A 14,774-nucleotide genomic window follows, 5' to 3' on the forward strand; every position below is an offset into this window, starting at 1 on the left:
TTGGGGGTAGGCAGACACACCATATCGGAAGCCTACTACCCAAACGTCAAGCTGCCAAATCATCGAGTCCCTTAAGGTTGCGGTGATACGCATCCTGGGGAGCAGATAGTTGGGCTGTGACGATTATCCGTGCAAAACAGAGTCGTGATTAACCCGTATTGGTTACGACGTCAGGCGTATCCGCCACATTGACCCAACAGTGGACGTGAGGGCTGCCCCGATAATGCCAGACAAAGCTGGGACCTTCCAGTCGCCAGATATCCCAGACCTGGTCGTCGCCGAGGTTATCTTCTTTGAAGAAGGCGAGCCGACATTCGTCCAGGCCCCCATTTTTGGACAAGCAGGTAACGACTTCGTCACGATCTGATTGCCGGTAAGGAGCGATCAGCGTTTGCAGGACCTTTTGAACCCCCTCCTTTTGATCGCTAGAAAGATCGGCGACCTTGATTCCCAAAAACTTGCCTTCTGGCCCCTGGAACTTGACATCTTCTTCAAACGGAGCAGTCTTCAGCAACGCTTGCTGCTGTTGTTTGCCATCCAGGATCTTGTAAACGTTGTTCGCCGCGACTGCTTGGTTCCAGAAGACATTGCCGGGATGATCGGGCTTTTCGTTGAAACCTTTGGCTGCATGCCCATAGAAAATTGGCCCGCCGAAAGCGACATGTTCGGTCGAATCGCCGTCACAGCGAATCGTCATATGGCGACCAGTCATGACCAACTCAAACTTGTCTTGGCCGGGGGTACCGAAAATCGCAATGTTTTGATCATTGCCGAAACCGCCAGCGTCGTCTTTCAATTGACGATCAAAACGCTCGATCCAATCTTCGGCGACTAGGCCTTCAAATATCTTACGAATCAGATGTTTTTGATCGCTGGTGAAGTAGTCGCTATTGATGACCGGCTTGGTGATGTGCCAATTGTTTTGAACGCGGGTTCGCAGCAAGCCGCGCGAGTCGGTATGGTCCCACGGCAGGCAAAGCTCTTGCTTCTGCTTCTCGTTCATCGAGTCAAACAAATGCTTGACCAAAGATTCAGGAGCCTGAGCGTTGGCTGCCGGTTTTGTCTCTTCCCCCAACAGCAAACCCGGCGCTGTTGCAGCCAAAGCGGCGCCGGCGCCGGCCGTTTTCAAAAACTGACGGCGATCGACCGATGAGAAGCGATCCAAGGACATAGCGGAACTCCAGAAAAAGAAGGCAGGGCAGGGGGGTGTGATTTATTAGAATGCCGACAAGCCTATGTGGCAAACAATTTTTGCAAGAGAATCTGCTGCCGCTAGCGGAGAAACGAACCCAGCAGCTCGCTGCTGGACCCGTCAAATGTGGTAAAAATCAAACTAGACGAATGCCTTTCCAGCTTTCCTTTTACTTGGGCCACAGTCAACACGATGGACAAAGCAGCGATTGATTCGGTCAAGTCAATGTTTGAGCAGTGGGAGCTATACGACGCCGTCATTCAGCATGACTACATGCAGCATGCAACGCTGGCGGCTGCGATTGCTGCTTATGCCAAAGCAAAAAATGTCACCGGCCGAGCGCTGGATCTCGGCTGCGGCGACAGTTATTTGGCGTCGAAGGCGCTGGGCGAACTGCCGCTGACCGAATATGTGGGTGTCGACTTGTCTGAGACGGCGCTGGCTCGTTCTGAGCAGCGCTGGGCCAGCAGTTCGATCCGCAGTACGCTGGCGCAAAGCGACTTCGCCACGTTCTTGCCGCAACAAGCGGATGCGTCGTTTGATTTGGTCCTGGGGAGCTATTCGATTCATCACTTTTCACAAGAGCGAAAAGCGTGGCTGCTTCACCAAATTCGCCGCGTATTGAAACGGTCTGGCTGCTTTATTTGGTCGGATGTCGTTCGCTCTGACGACGAGACCTACTCGCAATCCGTTGAGCGATTGGCGACGCGAATGCGGGCCGACTGGGATCAACTTTCTGAGCGACAACTGGACATCGCGATCGAGCATATCCGATCGGCCGATTTTCCCGAAACTGCTGCCTGGATGATCTTAACGGCGGAAGACGCCGGCTTAAGGCTGGATGTCCAGCTGATGCAGCAGCCTCCTTTCTCGGCGTTTGCCTTGGTCCCGGTTTGATAATTGGCCGCAGACGCCGGGGGCTCTGTTTCTTCGCGCTGCGCTGGAGACTATCTTAGTAGCTGTCGGTCTTGTGCCGCGCTGTCACTTATCCCGCCCCTGCTCACCCTGTCCACCCAAACATCTCTATGACTCGACTTCGATTCATTCCGGCACTGCTGTTGTTGGTGCTGACTGCTCTTATGGCGACACCTGCCGCTGCCGAAGTTCGCCTGCCGGGCTTCTTTGGCGACCACATGGTTCTGCAACGTCAAATGCCGCTGCCGGTTTGGGGCTGGGCCGATCCTGGTCAATCGGTCACGGTCACCCTGGGTGAACACAAAGCGACCGGCAAAGCGGATGAGCAAGGTCGCTGGAAGGTGGAACTGCCGGCGATGGAAGCTGGCGGTGGTCCGTTGAAGTTGACCGTCACTGCCGGTGACAAAACGCTGACGCTGAGCGATATTTTGCTGGGCGAAGTCTGGCTTTGCTCGGGGCAATCGAACATGGAATGGACCGTTGGCTCTTCGACCAACGCCGCCGCCGAAATCGCCGCCGCCAACTATCCCGAGATTCGCCAGATCAAGTTCAGTCATCTCACCTCGGTCTCGCCGCAAGACGATGTGAAGGGAACCTGGCAGATTTGCACGCCGCAATCGGTCGCCGGATTTACGGCTTGTGGTTACTTTATGGCACGCACGTTGAATCAAGAGCTGGAAGTGCCGATCGGCCTGATCAACTCGTCTTGGGGCGGCACACGGATCGAACCTTGGACTCCGCCGGTTGGTTTCGCTGTCGTCGAAGAGCTGAAGAGCTTGTCGCAAACCGTCCAGCAGCGCACGCCCGGCACGCCAGAGCATACAGCGCTAACCAAACAGCATTTGGCCAATATCGAGAAGTGGACGGCCGACGCCAAAGCGAAAGCAGCCGCAGGGCAGCCGATTCCGCCCAGTCCCGCCAGCCCCGATGATTTGCTGCCGCATACCGGCGCCGGTGATCCGACCGCGATCTATAACTCGATGATTCATCCGCTGATTGGGTTGCCGTTCCGCGGCGCCATCTGGTACCAGGGCGAATCGAATCACGGCGAAGGAATGCTCTACACCCACAAGATGGAAGCGCTGGTCGAAGGCTGGCGCAAACTTTGGAACATGGGCGATTTCCCGTTCCTGTACGTGCAAATCGCACCGTATCAATACGGCGAAGAAAAGCCGGAAGTATTGGCCGAATTTTGGGAAGCTCAAGCCGCGGCGCTGGCGATTCCGAACACCGGCATGGTAGTGATCAACGACGTCGCGACCCTCAACGACATCCATCCGCCCAAGAAGCAAGAAGTAGGATTGCGTCTAGCGAATCTCGCGCTGCGAGACACGTATGGCCGCAAAGAGATCGTCGCGGATGGCCCGACGTTCAAATCGCTGAAGCAAGAGAAGGGGGCGCTTCGTGTTGTCTTTGACAATGTCGCTGATGGGCTGAAGTCGCGTGACGATCAGCCGCTAACCAGTTTTGAAGTGATCGGCGTAGACACAGGCTGGGTCAAGGCCGACGCCAAGATCGACGGCGATTCGGTGATCCTTACCTCCAAAGAAATCGATGAACCGGTTGCAATGCGGTTTGCTTGGCACAAACTGGCCGAGCCGAATCTGATCAACAGTGCCGGATTGCCAACCTCAGCCTTCCGTGCTGGCGAAGTGCCCAAGCCTGACGCGCTGCCGAAGGTGGGCGCCGCCAAAGGTTATCAGCTGATTTATGACTTGGACTTGGCGAAGCTCGCCGGCGGCGTGAAGTACGACGTCGATAACAGCGGCAAGTCGATCTCGTTTGATCGGATCGGCTATCTGCTAGAGCTGCAAACCTCCGGCGGTCAGCGCCAAGCGGCGTTTGTCTCAATGGAAGCGTTCACCGACGATCTGACCAAGATCGGCGTCCCGACTTTCGCCAGCGGCGCGTCTTTTCAACAACCGGTAAAATCGCTGACCGTTTGGATCAGCGACGCCGACGCCAAGGGCTCGACAGAATTCAGTCAGGAAGCAGGCAACATTGAGTTCTGGCCCAGCAACTATGGTCCCCAGAACGCCGCCAAGGTCGCCGGCGCATCGGACACGGTTTATGATTTTGGCGATATGAAATCCCCGCCGGAAGATGGTTACGGCAGCATGCAAGTGCACGGCACCGCCGCCAAGCTAACGATCTTTGCCATCAATCATTGGAACGCCGGCAGCGGCGCCGACATCGGCATCGGCAACAGCACCGGCGAACAGCGCGACTGGACCTTTAGCCACAATGCGTCGCAGTACATGCACAAGCGACTGAGAGTTTTGGTGCGTCCGATGGAGTAGTTGTAAAGTATCAAATCGCCCTCCGCTGACTCGTGACGTGAGGGCGCGATGATCGATTTTGCCAAATCCGAGCACGCAGTGCTGCTTCTTCCTAGAATCAACCGGACGACACTTCTTTACCCGGTTCTAGGCTCGGATCGCCATGAACAAACGTAAGACCTATTGGTTAATCTGCGGCGGCGGAATCTTGTCGCTGCTGACGATCATCGGTTGGGTTGCGCTAGGACCGAGCTCGCCGATCAAAGTCTCTCGCGAGACTACTTATCTCCTCGGGCCGCTCGACAAGCAGGGACGCGTCGACTATTTCGAAGCGGTCCGTCGAGAACGCAGTCACGGGATTGTCCCTGAGCAGAATGCGGCGATTCCGCTGGTGAGAGCCATGGGACTGACTGAATGGCCCGATGAAAATGGACGAAAAATCTCTCAGCAGATTGGCATTGAGCATCCGACGGAAGCAGAGATCGAATATCTCTATGACAGCGAATTTCTCGAAGTAGTGGAAACTTGGCTGTTGCAGCAAGCCAGCGTTTCGGACAAATTTCGCAGTGAAAACTTTTCTAATGCCACAGCGGCGATTGATGCAGCGAAGTTTTCACCATGGCGGCGTGCTCAATTTCCGCTGCTGGCGGATTGGGTTGATCGAAACAGCAAGGCGATGGATCGGTTACAGGCGATCAACGATTGTACGCAGTTTTATTTCCCGTCGCCTTGGGGTGATGAGTACGGCACGTCGATGCTCTCCACAGAAGTTCATACTCAACTGTTGCATACCGCATCGGATTGTCTTGCGGTTCGCGCTATGATGCGGCTGGGGGAGAAGGATGTAGAGCTCGCATGGCGCGATATCAAGACGATGTTCAAGTTGTCAGGACTTCAACATGCTTGCCCCTCAGCGGTTGGCCTGCTAACGCAGGGAACTGTACGCGATCAGGCGATTGACGCGACGCAGCAACTAGTTGCGAGTGGACAATGCGATGCTGGGTTGCTCGCAGAGATCGAAACTACTTACACATCACTGCCGCCGCTGCGAAGCTTCGCCGATGTGGTGGACACGACAGAGCGATATGCGGCTCTCGCAATTGGGACGCTGATCGCATCTGGAGAAGAAGATTACCTTAATTGTTGCATGTGTTATGCTCCGGCACGCGTCTGGTTTCGTTTGCCCTATGATCGCAACAGGTTCCTCGAGCGAGTCAATTATTGGTGCGACCGATTCGTCGTCACCGCACGCACAATGCCGATAGGCCGCGGTCGGAATGCGGCGATCGATGGAGTGGACGATGATCTGACCGCCAGGGTCTATCAGATTACGGATTCCGAGTTGGCTCTGAACGGCGGCTTGGACCAGGTTGCTCGAGGCGAAATGCTAGGCGATGTGATGGCCCGTGATATGTTAGCAGGCACGCGACAAATTTTTGATGTGGAGTTCCGATGGCACGCTCAACATAATTTCTTGCATGTTTCTCTTGCCCTAGAAGGTTATCGGCAAGAGCATGGCGGTTACCCCGCAACGCTGGTGGAAATCAGTGATCGCATCGATCCGTCCTTGCTACTCGATCCTTACCGAAATCAAGCGTTGGTTTATGAGTGTCGCGGCGATGGATTCTTGCTCTATAGCGTTTACCGTGACCACACTGATAACGGTGGGAATGATCCTTACAGGAAAATCTACCAAGGGGAATGGGTTCCTTTATCCGATCCAATCCGAACCGACGACTATGATCTGGCTGTCCGAGTACCGATGCGTGAATTTGAACTGCCGGTAAACGATGTAATTGCAAGGGAAAGGAGATACGGACGGGAAATTGACGACTTCGAACCTACTTGGGAAGAAGAGTGGGAATTAGAGGAAGCGGAACCAACTCCGGCGGCTAGATAGCAAGCTACCTTTTAGTCTTCCTCTTATCACGGACTTTCGATTTTTCAGTTCAATCAGGGTCGCATCGCATCGTGTCGTCGATCACAATAGAGTCCTCGATCCCGCCAAATTCTTCTCACCCTGGAGCTACTCATGCCTTCCCTTTTTTCCCGCTCTCTCCTCTTCTTGCTCGTCGCTGGTCTCGCCGCTCCGCTGTTTGCCGATACGAAAAAAGCCGCGCGTGATCCGTATGAGCAGATCGAAGATGTTCCTGGTTTGCCGCGGGTGCTGCTGATCGGGGATTCGATTTCGATCGCTTACACGCTGCAAGTTCGCGACTATTTGAAAGGGATCGCCAACGTTCATCGTCCTCCGACCAACTGCTCGTCGACCAAGCAAGGACTGGAGCATATCGACCAGTGGCTGGGCGACGGCAAGTGGGACGTGATTCACTTCAATTGGGGTCTGCACGATCTGAAGCATGTCAAAGGCGATAGCCAGGGGATTGCCGATATCCGCGATCCGCTGTCGCACATGCAAGTGCCGGTCGATCAATACATGCTGAACCTAGAGAAGCTGGTGACGCGGTTAGAGCAGACAGGCGCCAAACTGATCTGGCGCAACACCACGCCGGTTCCGGTCGAAGGTTCGAACGGCCGCATCCCTGGCTACGCCGCCAAGTACAACAACGCCGCGTTGTTGGTGCTAAAGAATCATCCCGACGTGATCGTCGACGATATGTGGACCTTGGTCAAACCGAACCAAGATAAATGGAAGAGCAGTAAGGGGAACGTCCATTTTAACGCGGTCGCCAATCAAGCGCTCGGCAAGCATGTGGCTGAAGTGATTCAAAAGGCGCTGCCGAAGCAGTAGTCGGCAGATGATCCGTCGCTTCCGACTCTCTTTCGGTGGCGTCCATGTTCCATTCATCAGAAATTGCTAAGTAGCGCAACTGCAAAAGTTGCTCGCCGGGCATTCCGTACGTCGTCCAACCATTTTGGTGGTCATTTTGGGATGAATGGGTAGAAACTGAGCAGAATCAGTACGCGAAACCCTTTGACGCCAACTGCAGTATCCAGTACTGTCCGCATTGCGCGTCAAAAACGAGAAGGGATGCTCGGCCAATATGAATCGATGGCTCATCGTGGTGCTAGCGGTCTGTGCCTGTGGTGGCTCGGGGATTGCCGCTGCGCAGACGTACGATCTGCCATCGGAATCAGGTTATCAGCCGCCTCAGGCTTCTCCTTCAGATCGTGTTCCGGATTTTGACGCCGCGCTTGAAGCGAGGCCGCCGGTCGAATATGTCCCGTGGTCGCCGTCGAATCAAGCTTCGCCCCCCTTCGAAGAGGCGGGCTATCCCTACGTAGACGATCCGCAGACCGAATTCTTTCAAGAAGAAATGCGCTTTGTGGAAGACGGCGCAGTAGAGAAGCCTGCGAAAAAAGGCGCTCTGGGGGGAAAAAACAAACCTCCGGTCAAGCTCTATAGCTATTGGTCACCGCAGCAAAATCTCAGCACGCAACCAGGCGACCTCACGCTCAACGGCTATGGCGGTTCTTTCGCCGCGCCCATCTCGATGCAAGAGGGGCGTTTGTGGATCGCTACGACCAGCTTTGATCGACTAGAGATTGGATCGAACGCCATCTTGCCTGATTCTGGGCAAGCGATGCCTGATGAACTGTGGCAGATCAACTTTGGCGTCTTGCATATGCGTGATCTGGCCAATGGTTGGAAGACCGGCGGGCTGCTGAGCATCGGAACCGCCAGTGATCAGCCGTTTGATGACATCAACGACATGACTCTTTCGGCGATGGCCTTTTTAAATATCCCCTGGTACAACGAGCGTGACTCCTGGAATCTCAGCTTGTTTTACTCCCCCACAGGACAGATTCAATTTCCGATCCCCGGTATCGCTTATGTCTGGCGGCCGAACGAGCAATTCGAGATGAACATCGGCGTGCCGTTCTCGCTAACCTATCGACCAACCGAGCGACGGACCCTCTCTTTCACCTACACGCCGCTTACCAACGTCAATTTGCTGTTAGAGCAACAGTTGGGCAGTCGACTGACGATGTACGGCGGCTACTCGATCAACAACGAGATCTATTTGTTGTCAGGTCGTCCCAACAACGATGAGCGGTTCTATATTTTTGATCAGCGACTAACGGTTGGTCTACGGCAAGAGCTCGCCTACGGTTTCTCGGCCGACCTATCTGGCGCATATTTATTCGATCGACAGATCTTTCAGGCAGAAGGTTTTACCGACGATCGCCGTGATGAAATCGGCATCGAACCTGGTGCGATGCTCTCTTTATCAATCAGCTGGACTCGCTAGCCAGCAACCGAGACATTCACTCTCGCTTGCACGGTGACGGATCAAGAGAAAAAAGGCAACTAACCGGAACGCAGGTTTTGAAGTTGAGTTATTTGGCGGCAGCGTAATTCATAGAACACGGATGCCACGGAAAGAAGCACGGAATTACACGGTAAGAAAGAAGTATCCACCACGCGGCGAGCTTTCAATTCTAAATGGCAGCGAAAGTTTCGCCGAATCGGACAATCTTTCCGTCCTAATGTTTCTTGCTTACCGTGTATTCCGTGATTTATCCGTGTCCTCCGCGTTCCATTCTTCATAAATTGCCAAATGTCGCAATTTAAAAGCCTCAAGCAAGTTTCCACATGCCGTGTCGATGGTCGATCGTCGCAATCAACTTGGGCCAATAATGTTCGGAGTTGGCCAGCGCAACTGGGTCGATGGCTCGCAATCGCTGTTCTAGCTGGGATCGGTTTTCGGCGCTAATGCCGCCAAGGGATTCGCCCTCTTCCGACCACTGAATGGCGACTTGCAGCGATTGGCCAAATTGCAAGACGCTAGAGTTGACCAATGTCTGCTGGGGAGTGTTCGCAATATCCAAGCGGCTGACGATCCCGGTGGTTCGCTCTACGCAGATGGAAGCGACGCTGCCGCCGTGATCTTCTTGGCCGATTACCAATTGCTCACTCAGTCGCGCATCCAGTTCTGAATCAAAGAAGATCCCCCAGCCGATCAGAGAGTTATATCCGACAATTGGCTTCGTAAGCGGAGCAAATGAGATCTCGCAGCGAAGCTTGCCGTCAAAGCGAACAACATGAGGGAGCCCGCAGGTTTGCAAAAATCCTTGGGCATCGCTGCGTAGTTGATCATCGGCAGGGTGTAAATAAGTCAGTTGATTTGAGCCAAAAAGCGAAAGCCAAGATTCTGGCGAGAACGCAGAAATTCTCCACGCATCTTTGGGCCGAAGCGCAGCAGAATCCTCTGGACGCTGCTGCGTAACTTCTGCGACGGGAATCGTGTCCCAGATCGCTTGGGCCAGTTTGATGCGTTCTTCGACGGGCAGCGCTGAGATGCTCGAGAGATCCATTTCCGCCATCAAGGACTCCGGTTTTGCGAATGACACGCGTTGCTAGAGAGGAACTCTTTATCGTACCTCAAGCGAGGCAATAATCATCCAGAAAAAGGGATCGATCCGTGCGTGCAAATTACGATCACCACTTTGCAAATAGCCGGGATCCAAATTCAGTAACGGAAATAATCGGCTGAAAATTGCCATGTGAGCAAGCTCAACGGCGAGCTTTCAACTTAGCGATCGTCGCTTGCAAGTCGGCTTGCGCTTTTGCATCGGCCGGTAGCGATGCGTCGTGGAGCGCCGGCAATAGCTTGTCCCACACGACGTTTAGTTCGGCCTGCATGTCGCTGGTGTTGGCCGTGATCGCGACAACCACATCCTGATCGGGCATGACAATGCAAAACTGGCCATCTTTGCCATCGCCGCGAAACGCATTGTGACGGCAGCGCCAGAACTGGAAGCCGTAACCTTGGTTCCAATCGCTCTGGGGATTGTCGCCGTTGGGGACTTGCTTAGAAGTCGCCATCGCAACCCACTCGGCCGGCAAGATCTGCTTGCCGTTCCATTTGCCCTGTTGCAAATAAAGCTGGCCAAACTTGGCGATGTCTTCGGTAGTCAGATACAGACCGTAGCCACCGATCGAGCTCCCCTGCGGGCTCTGATCCCAAACCGGAGTCTTTATTCCTAGCGGCGCAAACAGACGCGGCGTCAGATATTCTAGTACCGTCTCACCGGTCACCTTTTGCACGATCACCGAGAGCATGTAAGTCGCCGGCGTGTTGTAACGAAAGTGCGTGCCGGGCTTGTGCGGCACCGGATGAGCGAGAAACGCTTTCGCCCAGTGCGGAGCTTCGCGCCAATTCAGTTCGTCTTGATGACCGGCATTCATCGTCAACAGATCGCGGACGCGCATTGCCTGGAGATTTTCGGAAGGATCTTCCGGCGCTAAGTCAGGGAAAAACTTCAAAACGTGATCGTCCAAGCTCAGCTTGCCATCCGCAACCGCTAGACCAACAGCGGTCGACGTAAAGCTCTTGCTCAGCGACCACAGCACATGCGGCTTGTCGGCCGACTCTGGCGCCCAATAGGCTTCGGCAATCACTTTGCCATGCCGGACCAGGATAAAGCTGTGCATCGAGTTAATCTGCTTATCGGCCGCTTCGATAAACTGTTGAATGCCCTGGGAAGAAACCCCTTCGGCCTCTGGCGTGCTGCGCGGCAGTGCTGTTTGCGGTGAGGTTTTTTCCTGGGCGAGCGTGACACTGGATAGGCAGAGAGATAGTAGCGTCAGCAGCAGGATGGGTGGTCGTCGATGCATGATAGGGCTCGGAATCGTCGCAGTGGTGAGAATCAGAACGGGACGAACCTCAGTATCGCCTCGCCAATCGCTCGGCGCCATGCTTTTACCGCGTCTTCGTGGAAAGAGCATGACTTCTACTCTTCAAGAAACGCCACAAGACGCCGGTCTGGCGTCTTGTGGGAAATATTGCTGATCGTCGCAGCAGCTTAGTAAGCTCGCGGCGTAACGCGTCCTTGCACGCGTGACGGCAGACCTTGGATTCGCAGGAACCCTTCGGCGTCGGTTTGATCGTAGCTGCCGCCACCTTCCATGGTTGCGATCCCTTCGTCGTACAGGCTGTTCTTGCTGGAGCGGCCGTCGACCATGACGTTCCCCTTGTACAAGTTCAGGCTTACTTCGCCGGTGACATGCTTCATCGCTTCTTTGCCGAAGGCGAGCAGCGCGTCCATCTTCGGTGCATACCAGAAGCCGTAGTAAACCATCTCGGCGACGACCGGGGCCAACTGATCACGCAGGTGGATCAAGTCGCGATCGACCGTCAGTTGCTCGAGCACCAGCAGCGCGTCGTACAGGATCGTCATGCCGGGCGATTCGTACACGCCGCGGCTCTTCATCCCGACAAAGCGGTTTTCGACCATGTCGATCCGACCGACGCCGTTGCGGCCGCCGATCTCGTTCAGCTTCAGCACCACTTGCAGCGGTGAGCATTTCTCGCCGTTGACGGTAACCGGAACACCCTTCTCGAAGGTGATCTTCACGTTCTCGACTTGGTCGGGAGCTTCCTGCGGCGAGACGGTCATGCCGAAGTCGACTGCTTCGACGCCGTTGACCATCAGGTCTTCTAGATTGCCGGCCTCGTAGCTGATGTGCAGGCAGTTTTCGTCCGAGCTGTACGGCTTGGCCATCGAGGCTTTGACCGGGATATTTTTCTCTTCGCAATACTTGATCATCGCATTGCGGCCGGGGAAGAGTTGGCGGAATCTTTCTAGGCGCCAGGGAGCGATGATTTTGACCGATGGGTCAAGCGCTTCGGCCGCCAGTTGAAAACGGCACTGATCGTTCCCTTTGCCGGTCGCTCCGTGCACGTAGGCGTCGGCGCCGACTTCGCGAGCGACTTGGAGACAGATTTTCGAGATCAGCGGACGCGCGATCGACGTGCCCAGCAGATAGATCGACTCGTACTTGGCTTGCCACTGCGCGATGGGGAACGCAAAATCGCGGCACATTTCCTCTTGCCCATCGACAATCCGAGCCGATTTGGCGCCGCAGGTCTTCGCCTTTTCCAAAATAGCTTGGCGGTCTTCGCAGGGTTGCCCCAGATCGACGTACACCGCGTGTACTTCATAACCTTCGTCTTGCAGCCATCCCAAAATGACCGAAGTGTCCAAACCGCCAGAGTAGGCAAGTACGCAGCTAGGCATTGGCGAAACCGTTCAACCAGAAACAAGGAAAGTGATGGTTCCCAGCCGGCAAGACAGGCCTGCAAGGAAGGGGTTCATTGTGGTCCGATTTCCCCCGCGGAACAAGGGAGCGGAAGGGGGAAGAAAAGCGGAAAGCCGAGAGCGGAAATCGCCCCCTGAAGGTTCAGGGCTCCCCTAAGATCGCCGCGAGGCCGGCTCGATAGTCGGGGTACTTGGGTTTCAGCCCCAGATGTTCGACCGCTAGGCGATTGGACATGCGGCGGTTGGTCGCCGCGCGCAGCGCGGCTGGGGATGCGGGATCGGCCTGCTCGTAGATTGGATCGGGCGCATTCAGACTGCGGGCGATTTGGGCGTAGTACTCGGTTCGCTCCACCGGATGTCCATCGCTGATGATATAGAGCGAATGGGGGGAGGGATGCGCGGCGGCTAACAAAACTGTCTCGGCGGCGTCGTCCACATGAATGAGATTTAATGCGCCCTCACCGGGAGCTGGAATCGCGATTTTGGCCGCTATTTCTTTCGCACGCGGGATTCGGCCCGGTCCATAAATGCCGGCCAGGCGAAGAGAAACGTGTTTGTCTTGCCAGATGGGGTGGGATCGTAACAATTCTTCCGCGGCCAAACATGCTTTCCCCCCGGAACGTTGTGGATCGCATGGGGTTTGTTCATCGACGACTTGCCCAGCGGCGTCGCCGAAGACTCCGGTCGAGCTGACGTAAATCAGCCGACCACAATCGCTGGGCAAATGTTGCAGAACTTTGGCGAGACCCGCCGCGTAGACATCTTCGATCGGCTTACCGGCTGTGCGATCATATCCGACCGCAAACAGCACGGTATCCACGGAAGGAAGGTCGACGAGCGAGTCCTCGTCGGTCACATCAGCAATGATCGGCTGCAGTCCGCCAGCGGCGAATTGGGCAGCCGTATCAGCGCTTCGCGTTACGGCAAAGACTTCGTCCCCTTGTTTGCGCCACTGATTGGCGACTCGCAAGCCGACGTAGCCGCAACCGAAAATCAGCCGACGAGAATGTCCCGTGCTCATGGAAGATCTTTCTGGGACCTGCTGGTAGTTTGCTTTGACCTAGTCGATCTTAACGATTTGACCGGTTGTAACAAGCGACTACAAAATCACTTACGTACCGGCTATTCTGAATAGTGCGGCGCACTTGAGCAAAATTCTGCAAAATTGCGTTGTGCGAATTACTTCGAATTTGCCGGGATTGTCGCCTATAATAAAAGTCCCCAACCAGAGCCCCAATCTCTCGATCGCGGAAACGTAGGATTATGACGCATCAGACGAGACGCCCCCTCCCTATTCTTCTCCTCCTGTTCTTGGTTACCGGATTATCGCTTGGTCAAGCCGCGCAAGGGCAGACCACCGTCCCAACCAAAGCTGGTCAGACGAAGACAGCGGAACCCATCGCCGCAGTCGCACCGGCGACTGTTGAGCCGGCTGTGATCCAGACCGCGCATTTTGCCGAAGTGTTGGCCGGCGACGCGCCGAGCGGTTTGAATGAACTACGAGCGCTCGAAAAACGAGTGCAGGAAGTTGCTCAAAAAGTGATTCCCTGTACCGTGGGAGTCGCCGTCGGCGGAGCCCAAGGTTCTGGAGTGATCGTCACCTCAGATGGTTATGTGATGACAGCCGGTCATGTGATTGGTGAGCCCAATCGCGAGGCGGTAATCACGCTGCCCAACGGAAAAAAAGTAAAAGCAATCACGTTGGGGACCGATCGCAGTATTGACTCAGGACTGTTGAAAATCACCACGCCCGGCAAATACGAGCATCTGAAGATTGACCATTCGGCCGACCTGCGCGAAGGTCAGTGGGTCTTGGTCACCGGGCATCCCGGCGGCTACGTCAAAGATCGGTTGCCGGTGTTGCGACTGGGGCGCGTGTTAGCTGCTTACGAAGATGTGGTTGCGACCGATTGCGTGTTGGTCGGCGGAGATAGCGGCGGTCCATTGTTGGATATGGACGGCGATGTGATCGGGATCAACAGTCGTATCGGCAATCGGATCACCGCCAATATGCATGTCCCGTCCGACGCTTACTCTGATAATTGGGCACGCTTGTCGGACGGCGAAGTGTGGGGCAAGTTGCCTGGGACGCGGCCGATGCTAGGCGTTCGTTGTGATAAAGACCAACGGGCTCCGATCGTGATCGAAGTGACGCCTAATTCGCCTGCGGCCAAAGCCGGGGTCGAAGTGGGGGATCGGATCGTTCGGTTTAATGGCCGCGAAACCAAAACTTTTGATGAATTGAAACTGCTAGTCGATCAGACCAGCCCTGGTGATCAAGTTGACATGATTGTCCAGCGCGGGGAGCAAACTCTGACGTTAAGCGACATCCTGATTCGGGATGCTCGTGAAGTCGGCAGTTAAGACTAGGCGCTTTTCTT

11 protein-coding genes are annotated in these 14,774 nt (G+C 55.1%); 6 read left to right on the plus strand and 5 right to left on the minus strand.

All coding sequences use genetic code 11. The features are described 5' to 3' along the window. Window positions 1-148: 148 nt before the first annotated feature. Window positions 149-1,171: a DUF3500 domain-containing protein gene (locus tag SH421x_RS04360; RefSeq protein ID WP_488854174.1), complete on the minus strand. Its 1,023-nt coding sequence runs from the start codon at window positions 1,169-1,171 to the stop codon at window positions 149-151. 147 nt (window positions 1,172-1,318) lie between these two features. On the opposite strand from SH421x_RS04360, the gene SH421x_RS04365 reads away from it, so the two are divergent. The 5 genes from SH421x_RS04365 (at window position 1,319) to SH421x_RS04385 (ending at window position 8,600) form a co-directional block, all read left to right on the plus strand. Next, the gene (locus SH421x_RS04365; protein ID WP_488854175.1) at window positions 1,319-2,089 is read left to right on the plus strand and encodes a class I SAM-dependent methyltransferase; all 771 of its coding nucleotides are present in this window, start codon (window positions 1,319-1,321) and stop codon (window positions 2,087-2,089) included. Window positions 2,090-2,217: 128 nt separating this feature from the next. Beyond that, window positions 2,218-4,407 carry a sialate O-acetylesterase gene (locus tag SH421x_RS04370; protein WP_488854176.1) on the plus strand — a complete coding sequence of 730 codons (2,190 nt, stop codon included), beginning with the start codon at window positions 2,218-2,220 and terminating at the stop codon, window positions 4,405-4,407. A gap of 142 nt (window positions 4,408-4,549) precedes the next feature. Further along, the gene (locus tag SH421x_RS04375) at window positions 4,550-6,286 is read left to right on the plus strand and encodes a hypothetical protein (protein WP_488854177.1); all 1,737 of its coding nucleotides are present in this window, start codon (window positions 4,550-4,552) and stop codon (window positions 6,284-6,286) included. A 132-nt stretch (window positions 6,287-6,418) separates the two neighbouring features. Further along, window positions 6,419-7,138: an SGNH/GDSL hydrolase family protein gene (locus SH421x_RS04380; protein ID WP_488854178.1), complete on the plus strand. Its 720-nt coding sequence runs from the start codon at window positions 6,419-6,421 to the stop codon at window positions 7,136-7,138. Between the two features lie 253 nt (window positions 7,139-7,391). Next, the gene (locus tag SH421x_RS04385) at window positions 7,392-8,600 is read left to right on the plus strand and encodes a DUF6268 family outer membrane beta-barrel protein (protein ID WP_488854179.1); all 1,209 of its coding nucleotides are present in this window, start codon (window positions 7,392-7,394) and stop codon (window positions 8,598-8,600) included. A 328-nt stretch (window positions 8,601-8,928) separates the two neighbouring features. Here the strand turns inward: SH421x_RS04385 and SH421x_RS04390 are convergent, their stop codons facing one another. The 4 genes from SH421x_RS04390 to SH421x_RS04405 form a co-directional block, all read right to left on the minus strand. Continuing rightward, window positions 8,929-9,675, minus strand: coding sequence for an SUKH-4 family immunity protein (locus SH421x_RS04390; RefSeq protein ID WP_488854180.1), 747 nt, complete (start codon window positions 9,673-9,675; stop codon window positions 8,929-8,931). Between the two features lie 190 nt (window positions 9,676-9,865). Further along, window positions 9,866-10,969 (minus strand): serine hydrolase domain-containing protein, encoded by a 1,104-nt coding sequence (locus SH421x_RS04395; RefSeq protein WP_488854181.1) that lies wholly within the window; start codon window positions 10,967-10,969, stop codon window positions 9,866-9,868. Window positions 10,970-11,157: 188 nt separating this feature from the next. Continuing rightward, window positions 11,158-12,372 (minus strand): argininosuccinate synthase, encoded by a 1,215-nt coding sequence (locus SH421x_RS04400; protein WP_488854182.1) that lies wholly within the window; start codon window positions 12,370-12,372, stop codon window positions 11,158-11,160. 163 nt (window positions 12,373-12,535) lie between these two features. Next, a complete protein-coding gene (locus SH421x_RS04405) occupies window positions 12,536-13,414 on the minus strand; it encodes an SDR family oxidoreductase (RefSeq protein WP_488854183.1) in 879 nt (292 codons plus the stop codon). Between the two features lie 242 nt (window positions 13,415-13,656). Here SH421x_RS04405 and SH421x_RS04410 point away from each other — a divergent pair, with 242 nt between their 5' ends. After that, window positions 13,657-14,757: a S1C family serine protease gene (locus tag SH421x_RS04410; protein WP_488854184.1), complete on the plus strand. Its 1,101-nt coding sequence runs from the start codon at window positions 13,657-13,659 to the stop codon at window positions 14,755-14,757. Window positions 14,758-14,774 lie beyond the last annotated feature (17 nt).

The organism is Blastopirellula sp. SH421, assembly GCF_057808535.1.

Bases quoted from the DNA above. Each gene is read 5' to 3' on its own strand.
- SH421x_RS04385 (WP_488854179.1), top strand. From the start codon at position 7,392: ATGAATCGATGGCTCATCGTGGTGCTAGCGGTCTGTGCCTGTGGTGGC.
- SH421x_RS04380 (WP_488854178.1), top strand. From the start codon at position 6,419: ATGCCTTCCCTTTTTTCCCGCTCTCTCCTCTTCTTGCTCGTCGCTGGT.
- SH421x_RS04410 (WP_488854184.1), top strand. From the start codon at position 13,657: ATGACGCATCAGACGAGACGCCCCCTCCCTATTCTTCTCCTCCTGTTC.
- SH421x_RS04390 (WP_488854180.1), bottom strand. From the start codon at position 9,675: ATGGCGGAAATGGATCTCTCGAGCATCTCAGCGCTGCCCGTCGAAGAA.
- SH421x_RS04370 (WP_488854176.1), top strand. From the start codon at position 2,218: ATGACTCGACTTCGATTCATTCCGGCACTGCTGTTGTTGGTGCTGACT.
- SH421x_RS04375 (WP_488854177.1), top strand. From the start codon at position 4,550: ATGAACAAACGTAAGACCTATTGGTTAATCTGCGGCGGCGGAATCTTG.
- SH421x_RS04360 (WP_488854174.1), bottom strand. From the start codon at position 1,171: ATGTCCTTGGATCGCTTCTCATCGGTCGATCGCCGTCAGTTTTTGAAA.
- SH421x_RS04405 (WP_488854183.1), bottom strand. From the start codon at position 13,414: ATGAGCACGGGACATTCTCGTCGGCTGATTTTCGGTTGCGGCTACGTC.
- SH421x_RS04395 (WP_488854181.1), bottom strand. From the start codon at position 10,969: ATGCATCGACGACCACCCATCCTGCTGCTGACGCTACTATCTCTCTGC.
- SH421x_RS04400 (WP_488854182.1), bottom strand. From the start codon at position 12,372: ATGCCTAGCTGCGTACTTGCCTACTCTGGCGGTTTGGACACTTCGGTC.